18 protein-coding genes and 1 pseudogene are annotated in these 24,266 nt (G+C 44.0%); 3 read left to right on the forward strand and 16 right to left on the reverse strand.

What is annotated here, in order from left to right; all coding sequences use genetic code 11:
- Positions 1 to 15: 15 nt before the first annotated feature.
- The 11 genes from ACYVD3_RS00365 to lgt all read right to left on the reverse strand — a co-directional run bounded on the left by ACYVD3_RS00365 (position 16) and on the right by lgt (position 11,077).
- Positions 16 to 498, reverse strand: a complete 483-nt coding sequence (locus ACYVD3_RS00365) for a cell division protein FtsL (protein WP_460640523.1) — start codon at positions 496 to 498, stop codon at positions 16 to 18.
- A 17-nt stretch (positions 499 to 515) separates the two neighbouring features.
- Positions 516 to 1,454, reverse strand: coding sequence for a 16S rRNA (cytosine(1402)-N(4))-methyltransferase RsmH (rsmH, locus tag ACYVD3_RS00370; protein WP_460640524.1), 939 nt, complete (start codon positions 1,452 to 1,454; stop codon positions 516 to 518).
- Entirely contained in the window at positions 1,451 to 1,876 is a 426-nt protein-coding gene (mraZ, locus tag ACYVD3_RS00375; protein ID WP_460640525.1) for a division/cell wall cluster transcriptional repressor MraZ, read from the reverse strand. Before mraZ ends, rsmH begins: the two co-directional genes overlap by 4 nt.
- 268 nt (positions 1,877 to 2,144) lie before the next feature.
- Positions 2,145 to 3,062 (reverse strand): ABC transporter permease, encoded by a 918-nt coding sequence (locus ACYVD3_RS00380; RefSeq protein WP_460640526.1) that lies wholly within the window; start codon positions 3,060 to 3,062, stop codon positions 2,145 to 2,147.
- An 8-nt stretch (positions 3,063 to 3,070) separates the two neighbouring features.
- Positions 3,071 to 4,135 (reverse strand): ABC transporter permease, encoded by a 1,065-nt coding sequence (locus ACYVD3_RS00385; protein WP_460640527.1) that lies wholly within the window; start codon positions 4,133 to 4,135, stop codon positions 3,071 to 3,073.
- 3 nt (positions 4,136 to 4,138) lie between these two features.
- Complete coding sequence (locus ACYVD3_RS00390) at positions 4,139 to 5,659, reverse strand: ABC transporter ATP-binding protein (RefSeq protein ID WP_460640528.1); 1,521 nt, start codon at positions 5,657 to 5,659, stop codon at positions 4,139 to 4,141.
- A gap of 175 nt (positions 5,660 to 5,834) precedes the next feature.
- A complete protein-coding gene (locus tag ACYVD3_RS00395) occupies positions 5,835 to 6,878 on the reverse strand; it encodes a BMP family protein (protein ID WP_460640529.1) in 1,044 nt (347 codons plus the stop codon).
- 338 nt (positions 6,879 to 7,216) lie between these two features.
- Complete coding sequence (locus ACYVD3_RS00400) at positions 7,217 to 7,960, reverse strand: response regulator transcription factor (RefSeq protein WP_460640530.1); 744 nt, start codon at positions 7,958 to 7,960, stop codon at positions 7,217 to 7,219.
- Positions 7,938 to 9,758 (reverse strand): cache domain-containing sensor histidine kinase, encoded by a 1,821-nt coding sequence (locus tag ACYVD3_RS00405; RefSeq protein ID WP_460640531.1) that lies wholly within the window; start codon positions 9,756 to 9,758, stop codon positions 7,938 to 7,940. The genes ACYVD3_RS00400 and ACYVD3_RS00405 overlap by 23 nt, the downstream gene beginning before the upstream one ends.
- Positions 9,759 to 10,043: 285 nt before the next feature.
- Positions 10,044 to 10,196 (reverse strand): aspartyl-phosphate phosphatase Spo0E family protein, encoded by a 153-nt coding sequence (locus tag ACYVD3_RS00410; RefSeq protein ID WP_198018262.1) that lies wholly within the window; start codon positions 10,194 to 10,196, stop codon positions 10,044 to 10,046.
- Entirely contained in the window at positions 10,193 to 11,077 is an 885-nt protein-coding gene (lgt, locus tag ACYVD3_RS00415) for a prolipoprotein diacylglyceryl transferase (protein ID WP_460640532.1), read from the reverse strand. The genes ACYVD3_RS00410 and lgt overlap by 4 nt, the downstream gene beginning before the upstream one ends.
- Positions 11,078 to 11,282: 205 nt before the next feature.
- On the opposite strand from lgt, the gene ychF reads away from it, so the two are divergent.
- Complete coding sequence (gene ychF, locus ACYVD3_RS00420; RefSeq protein WP_460640533.1) at positions 11,283 to 12,380, forward strand: redox-regulated ATPase YchF; 1,098 nt, start codon at positions 11,283 to 11,285, stop codon at positions 12,378 to 12,380.
- A 698-nt stretch (positions 12,381 to 13,078) separates the two neighbouring features.
- Here the strand turns inward: ychF and ACYVD3_RS00425 are convergent.
- From ACYVD3_RS00425 to ACYVD3_RS00435, 3 genes are all read right to left on the reverse strand, one after another.
- Positions 13,079 to 13,228 (reverse strand): cyclic lactone autoinducer peptide, encoded by a 150-nt coding sequence (locus ACYVD3_RS00425; RefSeq protein WP_460640534.1) that lies wholly within the window; start codon positions 13,226 to 13,228, stop codon positions 13,079 to 13,081.
- Between the two features lie 143 nt (positions 13,229 to 13,371).
- On the reverse strand, positions 13,372 to 14,658 hold the full coding sequence (locus ACYVD3_RS00430; RefSeq protein WP_460640535.1) for a sensor histidine kinase: 1,287 nt from the start codon (positions 14,656 to 14,658) through the stop codon (positions 13,372 to 13,374).
- Positions 14,658 to 15,401 (reverse strand): LytR/AlgR family response regulator transcription factor, encoded by a 744-nt coding sequence (locus ACYVD3_RS00435; RefSeq protein WP_460640536.1) that lies wholly within the window; start codon positions 15,399 to 15,401, stop codon positions 14,658 to 14,660. The genes ACYVD3_RS00430 and ACYVD3_RS00435 overlap by 1 nt, the downstream gene beginning before the upstream one ends.
- Positions 15,402 to 15,782: 381 nt before the next feature.
- Between ACYVD3_RS00435 and ACYVD3_RS00440 the strand changes: the two are divergent.
- Together ACYVD3_RS00440 and ACYVD3_RS00445 are read left to right on the forward strand one after the other, a co-directional pair.
- A pseudogene (locus ACYVD3_RS00440) lies at positions 15,783 to 16,418 on the forward strand (formate/nitrite transporter family protein); the annotation flags it as partial.
- Between the two features lie 399 nt (positions 16,419 to 16,817).
- On the forward strand, positions 16,818 to 17,525 hold the full coding sequence (locus ACYVD3_RS00445) for a DUF5131 family protein (RefSeq protein ID WP_460640537.1): 708 nt from the start codon (positions 16,818 to 16,820) through the stop codon (positions 17,523 to 17,525).
- 225 nt (positions 17,526 to 17,750) lie between these two features.
- Here the strand turns inward: ACYVD3_RS00445 and ACYVD3_RS00450 are convergent, their stop codons facing one another.
- Together ACYVD3_RS00450 and gltB are read right to left on the reverse strand one after the other, a co-directional pair.
- A complete protein-coding gene (locus ACYVD3_RS00450; protein ID WP_460640538.1) occupies positions 17,751 to 19,238 on the reverse strand; it encodes a glutamate synthase subunit beta in 1,488 nt (495 codons plus the stop codon).
- 12 nt (positions 19,239 to 19,250) lie between these two features.
- Positions 19,251 to 23,810, reverse strand: coding sequence for a glutamate synthase large subunit (gene gltB, locus ACYVD3_RS00455; protein ID WP_460640539.1), 4,560 nt, complete (start codon positions 23,808 to 23,810; stop codon positions 19,251 to 19,253).
- Positions 23,811 to 24,266 lie beyond the last annotated feature (456 nt).

Consider the following 24,266-nt stretch of genomic DNA (forward strand, 5'->3'; position numbering starts at 1 on the left):
TTATTCCTGTTTTTGTTAGTGCTTCGGGATATCCTCATTCTGTCTTACATACTCACTTTCCGTCTTATCATAGTGAAGGATCTGGTCTTTATTCGCATAGACCATACCAAGTTCCTCAGTAGCTACTTTGTATACATGGTCTAAATCGACGGAAGTGTTAATGTTCATTTCCAATGCATCATTTTCAGTTTTCAAATGTTCCAGTTTTGCTTCTAAAAGCTCAATGCCGTGAATGCTGGCTGTAATAGAGGACTGCAAATGCAGATAATTCACACACAGGCAGAGGGTGCAGACTGCAGCAATGGTCAGCATGACCACATAGGGCAAGTCCATCTGCAAGGCTTTTTCACGGTTTCTTCTGACCTGATGGTTTACCGATGGACGACGGTTTTCTTCTGGTGTATAAGCCGGCACTTCAACCGGCATGGCTTTACGGACAGTATTTCCCTGTACGTAAGAGGAATTCCCATAGGAACGCACATTCTTTCTTGCAGCCACTCTCTCTTCCTCCCTTTTTAAATTCGTTCAAATACCCGTAGTTTTGAACTCTTTGAACGTTTGTTTTCTTCAATCTCTTCTTCTGACGGTATAATAGGCTTCCTGGTGATAACCTTACCCTTGCTCTTCTTTCCGCAAACGCAGACCGGAAAGTCCGGCGGGCAAGTACACGGGTCCTCGTTGGTCTTAAATCTCGTCTTCACCATCCTGTCTTCTAAGGAATGGAAGGTGATAATCGACAGCCGCCCTCCCGGATTTAACAGATCGATCATGGCATCAAGAGATTTGTTTAAAACCTCCAGTTCCTTATTCAGTTCGATCCGTATGGCCTGAAAGGTCCGTTTGGAGGGGTGTCCCCCAACTGCCCTTATCTTGGCAGGGATAGCATGTTTGATGATTTCCGTCAATTCTCCTGTTGTCTCAATGGGCTTTACCTGCCTGTCCCTTACAATGTGCTTTGCAATATTCTTTGCAAACTTATCCTCGCCATAATCCCGTATGATCCGGTATAAGTCAAATTCACTGTAGGTATTGATGATATCGGCTGCCGTCTGTTCATTCCTCTGATCCATCCGCATGTCCAAAGGCGCATCATCTTCCCTGTAGGTAAATCCTCTTTTTGGTATGTCAAGCTGAAAAGAGGATACCCCAAGGTCTAGGTAAATTCCGTCCACCCTTTCGATTTCCAAATCCTTTAATACCGTTTGTATATTTTCGTAATTGCTTCTTACGACTGTCACCTTATCTTCATAGGCTTTCAGACGTTCTGTGGCTGCCAAAATGGCATCCCCATCCTGATCAATTCCGATTAATCTTCCGTTAGTTCCCAGGCACTTACATACTTCCAAAGCATGTCCGCCTCCTCCCAGCGTTCCATCTACATAGATTCCGTCTGGTTTTACATTCAGGCTGTCAATGGTCTCATAAAGCAGCACTGACTTGTGTTCAAACATCATATACCAAGTCCTTCCATAGCTTCCGCAATTTCTTCCATATCTTCATAGGTATTGGCTGCCAACCATGCATCCTTGCTCCAGATTTCAATACGGCTTCCCACTCCCACAAGAACTGCGTCCTTTTCAATCCCCGCATGTTCTCTTAAAACTGCCGGAAGCAGGATCCTTCCCTGCTTGTCCACTTCGCAGGTGGTAGCTCCGGCCAGAAAGAATCTGGAAAATTTTCTGGCATTTGTGTTGGTTAAGGGCAGGCTTTTTAATTTATTTTCCAGGGCAGTCCACTCATTGTTATCATACACAAATAAACAGCCATCTAGTCCCTTCGTCACAACGAATTCCTCTCCAAGCTGCTCTCTGAATTTCGATGGAACGATGAGACGTCCCTTTGCATCGACTGTATGATTGTATTCGCCCATGAACATACCAATCACCTGCTTGTACACCGGTAGGGTTTCGGACCACTATTCCACCATTTTCTACCACTTTGCACCACTTTCCTCCACTTATGGTTTAATTCTAGTACATTTGCCAGGAAATAGCAAGAACAATTTCGAAGAAATTTCATTTTGATTTGGCTTTCATGTGACTTCAGACAGCAGGCCTTACATTCCTTCCAGAATATGGAAAAAGGCACCTCCTGAGCAGTGTTGGGAAATACACTGGTCAGGGGATGCCTGTTCTTTTTCTTATTTAGTTTTCTTTGCTGTATGCCACTCCCAGCTTTGCCGGTACATTAAAATTCCTTCTGGACACAGTGAGCACAATGGTCAGCAGATAAGGCATTGCAATGAATAATTCGTTGGGGAAATAACTTCCCCCTCCTGCCGACTGCATGTAAATGGCGATGGCTTCCGTAAGCCCGAAGACCACGGTTCCGGCAACGGCTCCTTTTGGATTCCAGTTGCCCAAAAAGCATATGGCAAATGCGATCCAGCCCCGGCCGCCAATGATATTTGTGGTGAACATTCCCAAATATCCCACAGAGTAAAATGCACCTGCCATTCCTCCCATGGCTCCTGCCAGCAGGACGGTAAAGAACCGGACCGCATTCACATTGATGCCGGCCACATCCACTGCTTCCGGATTTTCTCCGGTAGAACGGATAGTCAGGCCAAAGGAAGTCTTAAACAAAAGGAAGTAGGACGCAGGAATGAGAAGATATACCACATAGGTCAATATATTCTGCTGGAAAAAAACCGGGCCAATTACAGGGATCTGGCTGAGAAGGGGAACGGCGATCTCAGGCAGGGGGCTGATTTTAAGAGGCGCAGTGGGAACACCGAACAATACCCTCTGTAAATAGGTACAGATTCCTGCTGCCAGCACATTAATGGCAGTGCCTGTTACAACCTGATGCTGCTTTAAATAAATACACACCACACCATACACGGCTGCTGCCACAAGTCCTGAAAGAATCGCAGCAAGAATGCCGATAAATGCGCTGCCGGTTAAATAGGTTCCCACAAATCCACCCCAGGCTCCCATAAGGAAGATCCCTTCAATGGCAGTAACCATCATGCCCGAACGCTCCGCGATTACTTCCGCAATGGAGCCAAACAGCAGGGGCGTACTCATCATCAGTGCACGTTTTAATAAGCTTATGATCATAACCTGTTTCACGCTCCTTTCTGCAGTCTGCGCTTTTCTCTCCTGTTTTCCATATAATGCCGGAAGAAATAGGATATGATAACGAACAGCATGACGAATCCCTGCATCAGATCAACAATGCTTGCAGGAACATTGACTCCCGGCATACGGCCCATTAAATTTCCCATGACGCCCAAAGCACCAAATAAGATGGAGGCGAAAATGATTCCAATGGGATTGGCATTGGCCAATATGGCGATTCCCAGACCGGCGGAGCCTACTCCGCTGTTAAAATCCTGGATCAGCATATGCTGAACGCCGTTTACTTCTGTAAATCCGGCAGCTCCCGCCAGGGCACCGCTGATAAAAAATGCGGCCACAAAGATCTTGTTTGAATCAATACCTGACATCCTGGCTGCGGAAGCATTGCTTCCCACTGCCCGGATCCTGTATCCCAGAGGGGTTTTATAAAGCAGAATCCAGATGCCTATTGCAGCCAGAACCGCCAGCACAAATCCGATATGCAGCCTGGTTCCCTTTACGATGACAGGAAGCCATGCCGCCCTTGATAAGGCGTCTGTCTGGGGGTATTCTCCCTTGGATTCCTTTAAAAATGTGCGCAGCAAATAATTCATGACCGCCAGAGCAACATAGGTGGACATCATGCTGACCAGAAATTCATTTGCTTTATAGCGGGCTTTTAAAAATCCGATCAAAGCGCCCATAAGTCCTCCTGCCAGTGCCGCTGTAAGGCACACAAGGATCAGAAGGATTGCCGTTGGAACCTTTCCGTCAAGCTGTAAGGACAGGGCGATGGCTGCAACAGAGCCCATATAAAACTGTCCCTGTGCACCGATATTAAATAAGTTGGCCTTGAATGTAAACGCAAAGGCCAATGCCGTAAAAATAAGAGGCGTTGCCTTTAAAAACACTTCTCCCATGGTATATTTGTCTGTAAACATGGTTTTTATGGAATATACAAATACTTCTCCCGGGTTAATATGCAGCAGCAAAAGCATGAGGCCGCTTAAGAGCAGGCCGGCAATGATAGCCGCAGCATTTGTCACAATCAGGTCTCTGATTTTTGTATTCATGCCTTACGCCCCCTTCTCCTCTTTGTAGCCGGCCATTAACAGACCGATCCGTTCTGTATTAAGCTGGTCATGGTCGTAGATTCCCATAAAGGAACCTTTGTAGATAACGGCGATCCTGTCGCAAAGCTGGAAAATCTCCGACAATTCCGTGGAAACCAGCAGGATCCCCTTTCCATTCCGGCCCTCTGCCAGGATGTTGTTATGGATGTTATTAATGGCTCCTAAGTCCAGCCCCCTGGTGGGCTGGTCCATAATCAGCACCTTGCCGGCGTTTCCCACTTCTCTGGCAAGGATGACCTTTTGCTGGTTGCCTCCTGACAATCCCTTGATCTGGGCATCAGGGCCCGGCGCCTTGATTTCAAATTCATCGATGGCTTTCTGGGTGTCATTTTGGAGTTTCTTCCTATTTAAAAAGCCGTTCACTGTCCATTTCTTATTAAAGCTGGTTTTTAACATCATATTTTCAGCCAGGGTCATCTCTCCCACCATGGCATCCCGGTAACGGTCTACCGGAACGTATCCGATTCCCAGATCAATCCGGTCTCTTACGGAAGAGGCTGTAATATCCCTTCCATTTAAAAGTACCTTTCCTGAAGTAACAGGGAGAGCGCCGCAGATCACCTCGCAAAGCTCCTCCTGCCCGTTTCCGCTCACTCCCGCCACTCCGAAAATCTCACCTTCCATGATCTGGAATGACAGATCACTTAAAAGAGGAGTTTCCCCTTTGCGCTGTACGGTAACAGATTCCAGTTCCAGACAGACCTTTTTTTCTTTTTTCTCTTCCGCCTGTTCCCGCTTTGGAGGCACCATTTCCTTCCCCATCATCAGCCTGGTCAGCTCCACCTCATTGGTTTCCTTTGCAGAAAGGTCTCCCGTAAGCCTTCCGCCCCGCATGACGATGATCCGGTCCGCTACCTCCATGACCTCCTTCATTTTATGGGTAATAAAAATGACAGAATTTCCTCTGGCTGTATACTCTTTCACAAATTCCATCAGGGTATCGGCTTCCTGGGGTGTCAGCACAGCCGTAGGCTCATCCATGATCAGCAGGCTTGTCTTTAAATAAAGGGCTTTTAAGATCTCCACCTTCTGCTGTACTCCCACTGCCAGCTCCTCCACCTTTGCGTCCACAGGAATTTGAAATCCGTACTGGGCCGACAGCTCCTCTACTTCCTTTTTGCATTTTTCATAATCAATGACGCCGTTCACATTGCCTAAAATAATATTTTCCGTGACCGTATGGGCGGATACCAGGGAAAAGTGCTGCTGAATCATGGAAATTCCCAAAGCCATGGCATCTTTTGGGGAGGTGATTTTCTGTTCCTTTCCATCCATCAGGATCTGCCCCTCATCCGCCCGGTAAAGGCCATAGAGTATCTTCATAACCGTACTTTTTCCTGCCCCGTTTTCTCCTAACAGCGCCAGCACCTCTCCCCTATTTACGGGAAAAGAAATGTCCTTGTTTGCCACGACCCTGGCAAAATATTTCGATACATTCTTTAATTCAAAAAACGGTGTATTCACGAAGCTCCTCCTCTTCATACTAAGAAAAACACACTTTGCGGGTTTTTCTTAGTTGACGCGACATTGGCCGAATGAATATGCAAGCGTATTTCTTCGGCTCATTGCTCGCACATACAATGAGGGCGACCCAGTTTAAACAATTCTGTTTTCTCCTGCGGCAGCCCTCGGTTACTTCTTATTTCTCAAACATCGCCTGTAAATCTACCTTTCCATCTTTGAAATCCTTGATCCCCTGGTCAACCGCATCTTTTATTTCCTGAGAAACATTATCCGTATATACCGGCACAAAGATATCTTCATTAATACCTGCTTCATGAACCATGTTCCCGGAAAGCTTGCCATCCATATAAAGGCCCAGAGCCCAGGTATAGAAATTCTTGAAATCAAAATTAACAGAAGCTACAACGGTATTGGGATCAATGGTTGTCTGATCACTGGAAAAGCCGATGAATTTCGCGCCTTTTGCCTTCGCTGCTTCAATGCTTCCAAGACCAACCTCGTTGGCGTATACAAACAGGGTGTCTGCTCCGTTGTCGATCATCTGCTCTGCCATCTGTTTGCCAAGGGCTACGTCATTCCAACTGTTGGCGTAGGCTCTTGTAGCCTTTGCACCGGAGATGCCGCGGCTTTCTGCGATCTTGACCGAATTCTTTTCATATACATCCATCAAATGCTCCATGGGTTCATTGGGGAAGCCTCCGATGGTTGCAAAGTTACCGTTTTCTGTTACATTTCCTGCAAGGATGGAAGCGATATAGCTGGCTTCATATTCCTTTGGAAAAATGGGAGCCACATTGTCTCCGTCACATTTTGAGCCGTTTACCGCACAAAAAGTAGTATCCTTATAATTGGGAGCCACTGCTGCCACCGCTTCATCAAACTGGGAACCAGCAGCCATAATCAGGTCATAGCCTCGCTCCGCATATTCACGGAAGGTGGATTCATAGTCGGAAGCCTGCACATTTTCTACATATTCCATTTTCGTGCCCAGCTTTTCGTTACAGGCAGTGAGGCCTGCATAGTTTGTGGCATTCCAGCTCTGGTCATTGATCGGCCCTGGAAGGATGAGGACAATTTTATAATCCGCCGCGCCTTTTCCACCTGCCTGAGCCTTTGTTTCTGCCGCCCCCTCTGTTTTACCTCCACTGCTGCAGCCACTGAGTACAAGTGCTGCTGCCGTTACCCCTGCCATGAGTAATGCGCTAAATCTTTTCTTCATACGAAAATCCTCCTTTTTTTTACGTCTGTCCTCAGTTAAATACCAGCAAGCTGCAGGGTATTTGCCCCACCAGCAGCCGCCAAGATCAAGCCAGCTTGACTTTGGCTCGTTGCCTTGGCTTTAATAATATCTGACACTTATTCATAACTGAGATGATTCACAGACGTTTGCAAGTTGTTTGTGATAATAGATTATCATTTTCTGGCATTCACCGCAATTCTATCAGATTACTATTTATACCAAAATATTATGTTTTTTGTTATTATAACCAAATAAAAGAAAGACAGGAGAGACTTTTTAGTCATTTTCCCGTCTTTTTCAAATGATATCCAAGGAGTCTACCGTCTGTTCCGGTAATCCAGGGGAGTGATCCCATATGCTTTCTTAAAGGCGCTGCTGAAATATTTCGCCTCTTTGTAACCCACCATTTCCGCCACCTCTGCCACCTTATATTCTACATGGTTTAAATAGGACTTTGCCTTTTGCATCCGGTACTCGGTCACGTATTCCATAAGATTTTTCCCTGTATGGCGCTTAAAAAGCTCACATAAGTAATTGGGGGACAGATGGAGTTCCCCGGCCATATCCTTTAGGGTGACCTTGCCTCCATAATGGACCTCAATATACTGGATGGCTTTTACCACCAGTAAATTTCCCACTTCATTTTCCACTTCCAGCCCCTGGCCCTGTTCCCCTTCATTTTCAGGAGTTTCCGGCAAAAGCTCCCGCTCCACTTCCCTTAACACAGAAAGAAGCTCCCTGGGGTCTGTGGGCTTTAACAAATACCTGGTTACCCCCAGTTCAATGGCCTTCTGGGCATAGGAAAAATTGCTGTACCCGCTTAAGATAATGATGCGGAGCTTTAAGTTCCTTTCCCGGATCTGGCGGATCAGCTCAAGACCTGAGACTTCCGGCATTTTTATATCCGTAATGATCACGTCGGCCTCCAGTTCATACAGGGCCTTAAGGGCTGAACGGACATCTTCAAATACCCCTGTTACGTTAAAACCTTCCTGGGCATCCAGCAGCTTAAAAAGCCCCTTTCTGATTTTAGGTTCGTCATCCACGATGATCAGCTTCATGTCCTGCCTTTTCTCCTTTCTCTGCTCCCGGTTCCGTCACCGGCCGGTGATCTTTCGGTATGCGCAGGCCTACAATAGTTCCTTTTCCATAGGTACTTTCTATAACGATTCCATAAGGCTCCCCATAATGGAGGCGGATACGCCGGTCTACGTTCCTGATCCCGATTCCCGTATGGCCTTCCTTCTCTATATCAGGCATTTCATCCCTTATATGACTAAGCTGTCCGGAGGTCATGCCCATGCCGTTGTCCTCCACCAAAATGACCACCTCATCTCCAACATCTTTTATGGTGATGGAAATATTCCCCTTCTGTTTTCTGGGCTCAATTCCATGGGTGATGGCATTTTCCACAATGGGCTGCAGGATCAGCTTTGGAACCTGCACAGCCATCAGGCCTTCTTCCGCCTCCAGGGAATATTCCAGCCGTTCTTCCAGACGGTTCTTTTGGATTTTTAAATAACACATCACATATCCGATTTCCTTTTCAAGGGGTACAAAAGCATTTTCATCCTCTATGCTGTAACGCATAAGGCTTGCCAGGGAAAGGATGATGTCGCTGATATCATATTCCCCCCGGTCAATGAGCATCCAGTTGACAGAGTCCAGGGTATTATAAAGAAAATGAGGATTGATCTGTGCCTGGAGGGCCTGAACCTCCGCATTTTTCTGAGCTATTTTCTCCTGATAAACCTGCCGGATCAGAGTGTTGATCTCTTCCAGCATGTAATTGAAGGATTCTGTCAGTTCCCCGATTTCATCCTTTCTCTTATTGGGGACCCGGACGGTAAAATCTCCCTTCTGTACCTGCCCCATTGCCCTTGAAAGCCCCTTGATAGGCCCTGCCATGGTGTAAACCAGAAGGACGATGACCGCAGCAATGGCAAAGGTGCTTACCGTTCCCACCAGCCAGATGGCCTTGTTTAAATCCCCTGCCTGGGGAAACAGCCCCTCAAAGGGTATGGCCGAGTAGGATTTCCATCCCGTGATGCCGTTATACTGCCCACAGACGTAATATTTCTTGCCGTTCCACACCAGTTCAAAGCGTCGGATTCCCCGTTCAAACCTGTCATTGATTTCTTCCTGCCACCCATTATTTATCTTGGGATTGCTGCAGATCACCTGCCCCTTCTGATCCAAAATAAGCAGGTACTGGTACTGAAACAGTCCCTGGTTCCCCAAAAGTAAATTGCTGAACATGTCAGGATCCAGTTCGATCACCATGACACCTAAGTTCCTTTCTTCCTCCCTGTCCCGAATGGCCCTGACAACAGTGACCGCCTGATGTTCTTCCCCTGGGGGCGAAAAAAGCTTTGGCATGATGCCCGTCCAAACAGACTTATTGTTTCTGCCGCCCAGGGCGTCATCGTAGCTTTTGAGTATTTCCTTTGAAATATACGTTGGTTGAGATCCTCCCATATTGGATGTTGTATACATTACCTGGGAGGTGTTGATGATGGAAATGTCCATTTCCTCCCCAACGGATTTTATAAGGCTCCTGCAGTAATCATCAAGATAAGTCCGGCTGACCCGCTGGTCTCCTTTGTCCCAGCCGGGGGTGCATGCATCCCGCACAAGCTGGCTGGCCACCGCATTGTCAAGGATCTCCATGATATAACGGACCTTAACATTGATGTTAATATCAATGCGGTTAATGGTATCTGACATTTCCTGCTTTTTATTCTTTACCACAATGGCCTTGCTATGGGAAAAAGATAAACTTCCTATAATAGCCCCTTCGATCATGGCTGTTATAATAAACACCAGAGTCAATTTCATTCGGAACGACAAATACTTCATTTTCCCACCTCCGGACACATTCTACCGTCTTTGTAACAGTTTTCGACAATTCTAAGATAAATATTACATCCCTGCGCCAGTTGTGTCAAACTGCTTTTGCAGCATCTTTGAATGCAGTATTTTAAAGTTCTTGCTGTATGGCTGCCATCATGAGATAAAGAGGGGGAAAGCATTTGCCGCTTCCGCCCTCTTTATGATTGTGTCACAGTAAAAAGCACGGAAAGATCTCCATCTCTTTCCGTGCTTTTCTCAAGCCTGCAAAAAATACACTACAGGCTTTCAGTATCAATAGCCTGCTGCAATATATTGTTCAATTAATTTATCCAGTTCCACACTTCTGTGATAAATAATATCTTCATCATCATGCTCAATGCTTTTATTTAATCTTTCCCTTGCTTCTTCAATATCACGTATTAACTCTTCTTTTGACATCATCATATCATTACTTCTCCTTTGCTCTTTTTTCGTATCTGTCTGTGTTTGCAGAAGAGCACAAGAGTAGATATCACTACCAGAATTAATGACAGTGCCTGAGACACCGGAATGCCGGTACTAAAGAATATTAGCTGGTCTGTGCGGAGTCCTTCGATCCACACTCGTCCCAAACCATAGCCAAGCAGGTAAATAAAAAGCATCTCCCCATCAAATCTCTTGCGCTTCCTGTACCAAAGCATAAATGCCAGCACGCAGAGATTCCAGACCGATTCATAAAGAAAAGTAGGATGCACCTGTATATACTCCACACCATCTCTTACGATCAAATGGTTCAAAAGCTCTCTTGATATCATATTCTCATTAACCAGCGCTCTTCTGATTCTCATAGCAAACAGGCTGTTGGTATATCCGCCAAACGCCTCGCAATTAAAGAAGTTTCCCCATCTTCCTATAATTTGCCCGGTTATCAGTCCTAGGCATCCAGTGTCAGCCAAGGAAAAGAAGGAAAGTTTCTTCACCCTGGCATAAACAGTTAGAGTTATGACGGCCCCTATGACACCTCCATAAATGGCCAGTCCTCCTGCCCTGAGATTTAAAATTTGAAGCAGGTCATCCTTATAATTGTCCCAATCAAATAAAACATAATAGATTCGGGCTCCCATAATAGAAATTATGATTGCGTATAGAGTATAGTCCAGATAAACATCCGGATCCTGCCCCCTGCGTTTTGCATCGCTTGTCGCAACCCAAAGACCTGCTAATATTCCAACCCCTATGATAATTCCGTAAAATGCAACGCGGAATCCAAATATTGAGATACTGTTTCGCAAATGGTCGATTGTAATTTCCAAATGGACAAAACTAATATCTGCCGTATTTGCCATTCGTCTTCTCCTTTCGATGTTTTCTTTATTTTACCCCGTGAAAACACAAAAATCAAACATATTCGCCCGACATATTCGACTATAATTCGACAAAGAATCGATTCTTGCGTTTTTCTCTTTTAATTTTGCGGATAATATGCTATTCTATATTAGTTACAGACAAAAATCAACCATAAATATAAACAATATTAGGAAGGTAATTGCTATGAAATTAGGTATTGTCGGATTGCCAAACGTAGGTAAAAGCACCCTGTTTAATTCTCTTACAAAGGCCGGTGCAGAATCTGCTAACTATCCATTTTGTACCATTGATCCCAATGTGGGAGTTGTTCCTGTTCCGGATGTGCGCCTGGGCCAGTTGGCCGCTCTTTATAATTCCGCAAAAATCACCCCTGCTGTGATCGAATTTGTCGATATTGCAGGACTTGTAAAAGGCGCTTCCAAAGGGGAAGGCCTGGGCAACCAGTTTCTTTCCAACATCCGGGAAGTAGATGCTATCGTCCATGTGGTCCGCTGCTTTGAGGATACCAATGTAATCCATGTAGATGGAAGCGTAGATCCCCTGCGCGATATTGAAACCATAAATCTGGAACTGATTTTTTCCGATTTGGAAATCTTAGACCGCCGCATTTCCAAAACAATTAAAGGCGCAATGAATGATAAGTCTCTTGCAAAAGAACTGGAGATCTTAAAAAGGATCAAGGCCCACTTAGAGGATGGAAATCTGGCAAGAAGCATGGAAATAGAAGACGGAGATGAAAGAGAATTCATTTCCACCCTTAATCTTCTCACCTTTAAGCCTGTGATCTTCGCTGCCAATGTCTGTGAAGACGACCTGGCTGATGACGGGACTTCTAATGAATATGTGGGAAAGGTCCGCAAATTTGCAGAAGAGAACAACTGTGAAGTTTTCGTTATCTGCGCCCAGATCGAACAGGAAATCGCAGAGCTGGAAGAAGATGAGAAAAAGATGTTTCTGGAGGATCTGGGACTTACAGAATCCGGCCTGGAAAAACTGATCGCAGCCAGCTATCATTTGCTTGGACTCATCAGCTACTTAACCGCAGGCCCCACGGAAACAAGGGCATGGACCATCAAGGAAGGAACCAAAGCCCCTCAGGCTGCCGGTAAGATCCACTCTGATTTTGAACGAGGCTTTATCCGTGCAGAGGTTGTGAATTACCAGGATCTTCTAGACTGCAAAAGCTACAGTGCAGCAAAGGAAAAAGGACTGGTTCGCCTGGAAGGCAAAGAATACGTGGTCAAGGATGGGGATGTTGTCCTGTTCCGTTTTAATGTATAACGTCAACCAGCACCTCTCCTGGCAGACCGCACCAATATCATTTATATAATACTTATTACTATATGCAGAGTCATAAAATGATTTCAATTTTTGGCTCTGCTTCCTTTTGTGCTTTTCTTTGTATATTTTTAAACACACCAAAAAGGCAGATTACCATCTGCCAACTGGAATACATTGAGATTCACAGTCTGTTATATCCCAACATTGAAATTAAGAGTCCATAAGTACCGGCCATCCGGACATTGACTTTGTCCGCACCCCCGGTTAAATCAAAAACTGTGTAAACAAAGGACAGTTTACCGGAATGACAAAACTGCTTTTTTGTTTACACTATTGCCGATCCTTACCTGATAAATTAAAACAATTGTCACAACCGTTAAAAACATCAAACAAGAATGCACATTAAGAATCTTACCATCTGGCGCTGATATCTGACAAGATGTGTTAGATACTTTGTCAGATTTTCCCAGAACTCTATCTCTCATTTCCTCTTCTACATTTTCATTTGCCTCTGAATATGTATTTTTCTTTCACCCAGATTTTTTAATTTACCCAACACAAGCATAATAATTGAAAGCAGATAACATCTCAGGGGAGGCCTTGCTGTAAACCATAAATATATAGCTCCCTATCTTCTTTTCTGATGATCCCGTTTTCCTGTAATATGGTACCCACACGTTCCGTAAAAACAGTCATTATTAAAATTTGCGAAGTTTCTCAGCACCATCCGGGAGTTTTGGCTGGTGTGCGTAAAAGGTACATGCTGTGTTTGCGTTCAAGGTTGTTACCATAAGAATAAGAGCCAGTGCGACAATTACACTGCCATATTTCACAATCAGTTTTTTCATAAATCATTGCCTCCTTTGTTTTTATTCAATTATATCATCAATATTTTATTATTCAGGTTTTTGCTGTGAGCGACATATGTTTTTGTAATGAATGAACATATGAATTAACAAAAAGAAAAAGCAGGAGGAAAATTCTCCTGCTTCTAATCAACATACATCAGTAAAATAGAAGTGAATATCATTGCATTATATTCAATATCCATGGAACCATCATATTTTTCCAAAATTTTTTTAATGTTTTTAATGCCTAAACCATGATTTATGTCATCTTTTTTCTTTGTAAGCAGATTATTTGCTCGTTCTATGACAATTCCATTAAAAGTGTTTGAAATTTTAACTATGAATTGTCCTCTGCTATGCTTGATTTTAACTGAAATCATACGCCTGTCTTCAATGGCCTTAAGTGCATCAATGGCATTATCAAGTAAATTCCCTAAGATAGTTGCCATATCAAAAGCAGGTACTTGTAAATCCTTTGGTAAATTGATATCCAGGATAATTTCTGCATTAAGCTTGGAAGCTTCCTGCAATTTAAAATTTAGTATGCTATCGATAACAACATTACCTGAATGAGAAAATGCTGTTTGATCCTCACAATTAGCAATAATATCATTTAAACATTGCAGCAACTCATCATAACAATGGTTTTGTGCGAGAGACTGTAATGCGAACAAATGGTTTTTCATGTCATGCCTGATTGACAGGGTTGCTTCCAAAGAAGACTTCATAATATCCAGTTGCTTTTCATAATATTTATTTTGCTCTGCAAATAAAAGTTTTTGGCTTTGTTCTAAAAACATCTCAGAGATCTTATCATACAGATAAAATACTGAAAAGTTGGTCACCAGAATTAATATAATACCAATAACAACATACGAAAACTTCAAATTGCCGGACGAAAGCAGCAGCAACATTAAATATATTGATGCAAAAGGGATAACCGAAATACAAATCCAATAAGTTGAAGGGATACTTATTCCTTTTTTAATATGCTTATACTTAGATAAAATTATAACCACTGCATAAGAAATAATCTGCATTGCAACAATGCCAAATATAGAGTCAAAATCATTTTGTTTTAGAATAGGAAGTTTAAAATACCCTATGAGCAGAACCAGCAATACCTCTGTACACATAAGGGTCAGATAGATTACCATGGCTGAAAATACCCGGCTTTTAAATGACCCCTTATAATTAAATGTCAGCAGGAAAAAAAAACTGATATTGGAAACCAGCATTACCACAGGAATCCTAGTCAACAGGTAAATAACTGTAATGAATACATAACAGGATACATATGATGCGAACTCCCATTTTCTCTTTACCTGTAACTGGCTGCGGTCAAATAACACCATCATAAACTTATAAATTATGTATGTCCGAAAGAGATTAGAGATAATATAAATTACATCATACATGCTTAATTGCACTAGTCTTCCTCCTTCTCATAAGATATAAGCAAGTCCCGGACATCTTTCCTTCTGCGCTGGCTTATAAGCAAATGTTCACCATTCATCATTATAACTTCCTCATATCTAAATTTAGATACATAAGCATAGTTAATGATGTAGGATCTATGAATTTGAATAAATTGATAGCTGGAAACCTGGGATAAGACGGCTTCTATTGTGCTATAAAAACAAACAGTACCTTTTGTTGAAACTAACTTTATTTCTCTGTCTAAACTTTCAAAATACAATATATCTTTTATTGAAACCTTATATACGCTATGTCCTATTTTGTATGAAAATACATCGCTGCGCTTTCCTAGAATTTTTAATGCCAATTTGACATCAGCAATAATTTTCTCTTTATCTACTGGTTTAGGTAAAAAGTGCATGGGCTGCACTTCAAATAACTGACGATCATAGCTATCTTTTGACGATATGTACACTATTTTTGTAATATAATTTTCCAGTTCATTTCGAATTTTATTCCCAAGCTGAATACCATTTAAATCCTGCATTTCAATATCTAAAAATATTAAATCAAATGCATAATCATTTACTATAAATTTATATAAATCAATTCCGGAATAGAAAACTTCAACCTCTAAATGTATACCAGATTCCTTTTGGAAATCCAAAATAATTTTCTCTATATCTGCACAAACTATTTGCTCATCATCACAAATTGCAATTTTCAGCATAAGTCCACCTTCTTTATCAGCCACTTCTCCTTGATTTGATCATCACAATTTTAATCATTATGGGAGTGTAAGCATTTTTATCCTTTGCTAAATAAAAATACTTGGTATCTTCTATTATAAGGGAGGTTTACTTTTTGTGCATCTACTATTTTCAAATCTCTTTGCATCACATTTATTTTGTTTCTCAAAAAATTTATATATAATCAATACCAGCGCAATGTTCCAATAGTTTCTCTATAAAAAGACCTTTCTTCTTTCGCTTAAACCCTCCGGCCATCGTGACTGATAAATTATGTCAATAAAGAGATTGTCCTTGTAAACCCTTTTTCTTATGCTATAATATGACATGGTCATGCAAAAAGCCTTTTTGCAGCCGGAAAATAAGTTTTAAAAAGGAAAAAGGAGCATTCACCAATGAAAACATTCATTAACGCCGTTATAGCCGGAATTGCCATCAGTATGGGGGGAGTAATTTATTTAACTCTTGAGAATCATATAGCCGGCTCTTTTTTATTTTCAATCGGATTATTTACCATATATACCTTTGGATTTAATCTGTTTACCGGAAAGGTTTGTTATATTGTTAACGAAAAGCCTTCCTATTTATTAACCGTACTTATTGTATACATAGGGAATTTTGCAGGGACCGTGGGAACCGGTGTTGTGTTCAGACATACCAAACTGGCCAGATTAGCAGATCATACAAGAGAACTTGTGAATATAAAGCTGTCGGATAGCCTGTTCAGCACTTTCACCATGGCAGTCTTGTGCGGTATTATGATGTGCATTGCAGTTATTGGTTATCAAACCATAAAAGACGGTATCGGAAAATATTTATCTTTAGTCCTGCCGGTCATGGTATTTATCCTGTCCGGTTATGAACACAGTATTGCTGATATGTTTTACTTTACTATGGGAGGTTCCTGGAGTGCAAAAGCATTCCTGTATATCTTGATCATCTCCGCGGGAAATTTAGCAGGAGGAAGCCTGATTCCTTTAGCAAAGAAATACCTTAACGAAGGAGTTCCTCTCCCCCATTAGGCTCTCCCGGTAAATATCCCGCCGGCTTCTTGCATTAGTCAATATTTAGCAAAGCACGCCCTTTGATCCGGCGTTTCTGCTTCACAGCCATCTGGCTATGAGATATATGATTAGAACTGAAATGAAAAGAGCTGCTTTGATCGTGAAACCGGTAAAATAGTTCCTAAAACATCTTTCAGAAAGTTTTTTATTCATTTTTTCCCATTCCCTCCGTTTTTTTCATAGAAAACAGTTGATACCTTCCACTATTACTATAATAAGGAACTCTGCCTTTTTACAGGTTATAATTATCGTTAGTCATAGGTTATATTTTCGTTATATAAAATCCAACTGTAATTTTTTCTGATATCATGATAGAATCATATTAATGAAGACTTTATTTTACGGGGAGGTATGATCATGGCTATGTGGAATCCATGGAGAGGCTGCCATAAGTACAGTGATGGCTGCAAATTCTGTTATATCCATAAAGGTGACGGCAAACGGGGAATTCCTACGGAGGAGATTGTAAAGACAGATAAATTTGAGGCTCCCATATCAAAAAACAAAAAGGGGGAATACAAAATGAAACCAGGCCAAACTGTATTTCTCTGTTTTTCCAGTGATTTTCTGATCGAAGATGCGGATCCATGGCGAAAAGAGTGCTGGGCCATGATGCGGCAGCGGCCTGACCTGCATTTTATTTTTTTAACGAAGCGGATTGAGAGATTTATGCAGTGTATTCCAGAAGACTGGGGCGATGGTTATGATAATGTAACGGTCGGCTGTACCATTGAAAATCAGGACAGGGCCGATTACCGCCTTTCCGTATTTTCCCGGCTTCCCATTAAGCATAAAAATATCATTTGCCAGCCGCTTATTGAGGATATCCACATAGAAACTTACTTAAAAGAAATCGAACTGGTTGTCGCAGGCGGCGAGTCGGATTACAATGCAAGGCCCCTTCATTATGATTGGGTTTTATCTTTAAGAAAACAATGCATGAAAAATGGGGTGCATTTTCAGTTCAGGCAGTGCGGAACACATTTCATTAAGGACGGAAAAGAGTACACGCTGAAAACCAGAGACTTATGCAGCCAGGCCAGGAAGGCCGGAATCGACTGCTGACCAGTTCTATGGAATTTGAAGCAAAAAAATTGTCATGTTCTGCTGTATGGGAAATGGCAGCAAACATCTGAATATTTTTCTTTGAAAATATTTAATATAAATAATATATAATAATTGAAATATTGTACTATTTCAGAGTTTTAAAAAAAGAGGTGTTTGCTCAATAGATAATCACTTAACTATTTTGCAAAAACCTCTTTTTCTTTATGGTCACGCCCCTTGGACTTACGCCAGGTTTGAATACCCCATTAAACTGATATCCACTTCCTTTGCCACTTCCCTGCCTTCTCTGATGGCCCAAACCACCAGAGACTGTCCACGGCGCATGTCTCCGGCTGCAAATACCTTATCCACATTTGTCTTGTATTTTCCGTTTTCAGTCTCTACGTTGCTCCTGCCGTTTAATTTCACGCCAAAAGCGTCAGACACATAATTCTGTACACCCAGAAACCCTGCCGCTATTAAAACAAGGTCAGCCGGAACCTCCTTTTCGCTGCCGGCAACAGGTTCCATGTTCATACGGCCTGTTTTCTCATCCTTTTTAGGCTCCAGCCCCATGAGCACCGCTTTTACCACCTTGCCGGACTTATCCTTTACGAACTCCTTTACTGTGGTCTGATATACCCTGGGGTCCTTGCCGAATACAACAATGGATTCTTCCTGGCCGTAATCGGTTTTCGATACCTTCGGCCATTGGGGCCAGCTATTGTCCGGTGTCCTTTTATCAGGGAGTTTGGGCATCATCTCCAGTTGGGTAACGGAAGCACAGCCATGACGGATGGCAGTTCCCACACAGTCGTTTCCAGTGTCGCCTCCGCCAATAACGATGACGTGCTTTCCCTTTGCAGAAACATAGCTATTGTCCTGTAAGTTGGAATTTAACAGGCTCTTTGTGGTGGACTTTAAGAAATCCACGGCAAAATAGATTCCCTCAGAGTCTCTTCCCGGAACTTTTAAGTCCCTGGGATTTGAAGCGCCGCAGGCTAAGATAACCCGGTCATACTCCTTTAACAGGTCTTTGGCTTTCTGGTTCTTTCCTACGTCAGCACCTGTTAAGAACGTCACCCCTTCCTGCTTCATGATCTCCACTTTCCGTTCAATGACATGCTTTTCCAGCTTCATGTTGGGGATCCCATACATGAGAAGGCCGCCGATACGGTCTTCCCGTTCCAGCACGGTGACGCTGTGCCCTCTTTTGTTTAACTGATCTGCCGCCGCCAGACCTGCCGGACCGGAACCGATAACAGCCACCTTTTTGCCTGTGCGGATCTTTGGAGGCAGAGGGCCTGCGATGCCGCTTTCATAAGCCCGCTCAATGATGGCATACTCATTTTCCTTGATGCTCACCGGGTCTCCGTTTAAACCGCAGGTACATGCGGCCTCACAAGGTGCCGGACATACCCTGGCGGTGAATTCCGGAAAACTGTTGGTCTTTTTCAGCCTGTTGTAGGCCTGCTGCCATGTTCCCGTGTATACAAGCTCATTCCATTCAGGGATCAGGTTGTTAAGGGGACAGCCGGAAACCATTCCCTTTAAGATCACCCCGGACTGGCAGAAGGGGACGCCGCAATCCATGCAGCGGGCACCCTGGCATTTTTGCTCTTTTTCGGAAAGAGGCAGATGGAACTCGTTATAATTCTTAATACGAGCCTTGGGGTCTACCGTTTTTCCCGTTTTTCTGCTGTATTCTAAAAATCCTGTTGGTTTTCCCATTTCCGCTCCTCCTTACTTTTTTGTGTTGGCATAAAATGCCTCAATCTGTGCCTGTTCGCTGCTTAAGCCCTTTTCCTCCATCTGGACGATGGTGTTCATCATTCGCCTGTAATCATGAGGCATGACTTTCTTAAACTTGGGAAGATATTCTCCAAAGTTATCAAGAATCTGTTTTCCCTTTGCGGAATTGGTATAAGCCACATGCTCCTTGATCATGTCTTTTAATTCAAGGACATCGTATTTATTGGTAACCTCTTCAAAGGAAACCATTTCCTTATTGAGCCTTTTATAAAAATCTCTCTTTTCATCCAGCACATAGGCGATGCCGCCGCTCATTCCCGCCGCAAAGTTTTTACCCGTAGAACCCAGCACCACTACCCGGCCGCCTGTCATGTATTCACAGCCATGGTCTCCTACGCCTTCTACAACTGCTGTTGCACCGGAGTTCCTGACACAGAAGCGTTCGCCGGCGATTCCGCAGATAAATGCCTTTCCGCTGGTAGCGCCGTATAAAGCCACATTTCCGATGACGATGTTGTCCTCAGCCTTAAACTTGACACCCTGAGGAGGATAAACCACCAGCTTGCCGCCGGAAAGTCCCTTTCCGAAATAGTCATTGCTGTCCCCTATCAGTTCCAGGGTAAGGCCCTTGGGAATAAAGGCTCCAAAGCTCTGTCCGCCGCTGCCTGTGCAGTTGATGGCAAAGGTATCCTCAGCAAGCCCTTCAGGATAAAGCCTGGTGATTTCCGAACCAAATATGGTGCCTAAGGCCCGGTCCGTATTGGAAACATCGATATGAAGGCTCTTTTTCTGGCCTCCCTTAAGGGCATCCTTTAACTTTTTAAGAATGATCTTTTCATCTATGGTTTTATCCAGTTCAAAATCATACACCTGCTTCTGTCCGTAGCTGGCACGCTTCTGCCCTGCATAGGAATTTCCTAATATAGCGGAAAAATCCAACTTTCCTGCTCTTTCAGAAGGAATATTGCCTTTCTTTTTTAACAGATCGGTCCTTCCCACAAGCTCATCTACCGTACGGATGCCAAGCTTTGCCATATACTCCCGAAGCTCTCTGGCAATGAAATGCATGAAGTTGATCACATGTTCGGGTTTCCCTTTAAAGCGCTTCCTAAGCTCCGGATTCTGGGTGGCAATTCCCACTGGGCAGGTATCCAGATTACAGACCCTCATCATGACGCAGCCCATGGTCACAAGGGGAGCCGTTGCAAAGCCAAACTCCTCTGCCCCTAAGGCACAGGCAATGGCAACATCACGTCCTGTCATCAGTTTTCCGTCAGTCTCCAGGATCACCTTATCCCGCAGCCCATTCATGATCAGGGTCTGGTGGGCCTCTGCCACACCAAGCTCCCATGGAAGACCTGCATTATAAATGGAGTTTCTGGGAGCCGCTCCGGTTCCACCGTCAAAAGAGGAAATAAGGATTACCTGTGCACCGGCCTTTGCAACGCCTGCAGCAACCGTGCCCACACCTGCCTCGGACACCAGCTTAACGGAGATCCTGGCAGCGGTATTGGAATTTTTCAGGTCATAAATCAACTGGGCCAGATCCTCAATGGAGTAAATATCATGGTGTGGCGGAGGGGAAATAAGACCTACACCTGTGGTTGAATGCCTGGTTTTTGCAACCCACGGATATACCTTCTCTCCCGGAAGCTGGCCTCCTTCTCCCGGTTTCGCCCCTTGGGCCATCTTGATCTGGATCTCCCTGGCGCTGACCAGATACCTGGAAGTCACGCCAAAGCGCCCGGAGGCCACCTGCTTAATGGCTGAACAGCGGTTTACACCATCTGCCCCCGGAATCAGACGCTCCAGGCTTTCCCCTCCCTCGCCGCTGTTGGATTTGCCGTGAATCCGGTTCATGGCAATGGCCAGGGTTTCGTGGGCTTCCTGGGAAATGGAGCCGTAGGACATGGCTCCCGTCTTAAACCGTTTAACAATGGATTCTTCGCTTTCCACTTCTTCCATTGGAATTTCCTTTGACTTGGAATAATCAAAGTCCAGAAGGCTTCTTAAATTAACCGTCTGCCCCTCTTCCGTCAGAGCATGTGTATATTCTTTAAATGTTTCGTAGTTTCCGGTTCTGGCCGCCTCCTGAAGGAGATGGATGGTAACAGGATTGTATAAATGCTCCTCCTGCCCAGCCCTCTCCTTATGGCTTCCCACGCTTTCCAATGTAAGATCCACATCAAGGCCAAGGGGATCAAAGGCGGCTGAGTGAAGGACATCCACATCATTGGCAATGTCATCCAGAGTGATCCCTTCTACTCTGCTTACGGTGTCAGTAAAATATTTGTCCACCACCTTCTTTGAAATACCGATGGCTTCAAAAATCTGGGCTCCCTGATAGGACTGTATGGTGGAAATTCCCATTTTGGAAGCGATCTTTACGATGCCATGAAGAACCGCTGCGTTATAATCCTCCACAGCCGCATAGTAATCCTTATCCAGCATACCGCTTTCAATGAGGGAACGGATGGACTCCTGGGCAAGGTAAGGATTGATGGCACAGGCTCCGTATCCCAGAAGGGTAGCAAAATGATGTACCTCTCTAGGCTCTCCGCTTTCCAGTATGAGCGCCATGGAAGTTCTCTTTTTTGTCTTCACCAGATGCTGCTGAAGGGCAGATACGGCAAGGAGGGAAGGGATTTGCACATGGTTTTCATCAATATCCCGGTCAGACAGGATGATGATATTGGCCCCATCCCGGTGAGCCCGGTCCGCCTCCAGAAACAGCCTGTCAATGGCTTTTTCCAGGGAAGTATTTTTATAGTAGGTAATAGGAATCACTTCTACCTTAAAACCGGGTCTTTTCATATTTTTAATCTTTAATAAATCCGTACAGGTAAGGATTGGATTATTGACCTTCAGTATCTTGCAGTTTTCCGCTGTCTCTTCCAGGATATTCCCTTCCTCACCCACATAAACCGTGGTAGAGGTAACGATTTCCTCACGGATGGAATCAATGGGAGGATTGGTAACCTGGGCAAAAAGCTGTTTGAAATAATTGAACAGAGGCTGATGTTTTTTGCTCAGCACTGCCAGGGGGCTGTCAGCGCCCATGGCGGAAACTGCTTCTGCTCCGTTTAAGGCCATAGGAAGGATCATGGTCTTGTATTCCTCATAAGTATAGCCGTAAGTCTTCTGCAGCTTTGCCCTTTCTTCCTTGCTCATGGCAGGAACTCCCTTGTTGGGAATGGGCAGACCGCTCAGTTCAATCAAATTGGAATCCAGCCATTCTCCATAAGGCTGCCTGGCCGCATAATATTCCTTCAGTTCCTTATCGCTGATAAGGCAGCCCTTGACCGTATCAATGAGAAGCATCTTGCCCGGACGAAGGCGCTCCTTTCTCACCACATGGTTCTGCTCAATATCAATGGCACCTACCTCGGAAGCCAGGATCATCTGGTCATCATCTGTAATGTAGTATCTGGAAGGACGAAGGCCATTGCGGTCCAAAACAGCGCCCACCAGATCGCCGTCACTGAACACGATGGAAGCCGGACCATCCCAGGGTTCCATCATGGTTGCATAGTAACGGTAAAAGTCCTTGATCTCCTGGGGCATGGATTTGTCATGCTCCCATGGGGCCGGAATGGTCACCATAACAGACAGAGGAAGATCCATTCCGCTCATCATCATAAATTCCAGCGCATTATCAAGCATGGCTGAATCCGAACCTTCCTGGTTGATAATCGGAAGGACCTTATGCACGTCATACCGGAAATACTCGGATTCCATGTTCTCTTCTCTGGCCATCATCTTATCCACATTTCCGCGAATGGTGTTGATTTCGCCGTTATGTACGATGAGACGGTTGGGATGGGCTCTCATCCAACTGGGGTTCGTGTTGGTGCTGAACCGGGAATGGACCACAGCGATGGCGGATTCATAATCCTTATCCTGAAGATCCGGGAAAAATTTTCTCAGTTCCTTTACCAAAAACATCCCCTTATAGACAATGGTCCTGCTGCTTAAAGAAACCACATAGGTATTGTCATTGCTTTGCTCAAAGATACGCCTTGAAACGTAAAGCTTCCGGTCAAATTCCAGCCCTTTGGCAGTATCCGCCGGCTTCTTCACAAAGCCCTGGGCAATGCAGGGCATACAGTCCACCGCCTTAGCACCGATCAGCTCCGGATGGATGGGCACATCTCTCCAGCCGGAAAATTCAAGACCTTCCTTCTTCACAATGATCTCAAACATCTTTTTAGCCTGGTTTCTGGCAAGTTCATCCTGGGGGAAGAAAAACATTCCCACACCGTACTCCCTTTCTTCTCCAAGCTCTATGCCTAGAGGCTTTGTCACCTTTTTGAAAAACTTATGAGAGATCTGGAGCATGATTCCGACTCCGTCCCCTGTCTTTCCTTCTGCATCCTTTCCAGCACGGTGTTCTAAATTCTCCACGATATGGAGCGCCTGCTCCACTGTCTTGTGAGTCTTTATGCCTTTTATGTTGGCAACCGCTCCGATGCCGCAGTTATCGTGTTCAAAGCGGGGATCATACAGCCCCGGCGACGCCTTTTTATTGGGGGATTTTATACTCATATCCATAATCTCTTCCTTTCCTTATTCTTGCCCATGGTTTCTGGGCATAGAGGGATGCCCGGTGGGCGTTCCTTGTTCTTGCCCATGGTTTCTGGGCATAGAGGTATGCCCGGAGGGCGTTCCTTATTCTTGCCCATGGTTTTTGGACATAATGGTTTACCCGAAGAGCATTCCTGATTTCTTCCTCTGCTTTTAGGTACTAATGTGTAATAGTAAATTTTAGTTGATAATACTACATTTTTCCCCACTTGTAAACGGATTTTATTTTTGTATTGTCAGATAATTTGACTTTTATTGATTAAAAATAAAATATTCAGATTATTATAAATATTATTTATATTTTTTCTCTCCATATAATACAATTTTACCATCTTTCAAGGATTCTGGAACAAACTTCTAATTTTTTGAAGTCATCACTTTCAATTATTAAGCCTGTGTTTTATTTTCAAAGCTTCTCCGTTG

This window comes from Lacrimispora brassicae (assembly GCF_054772055.1).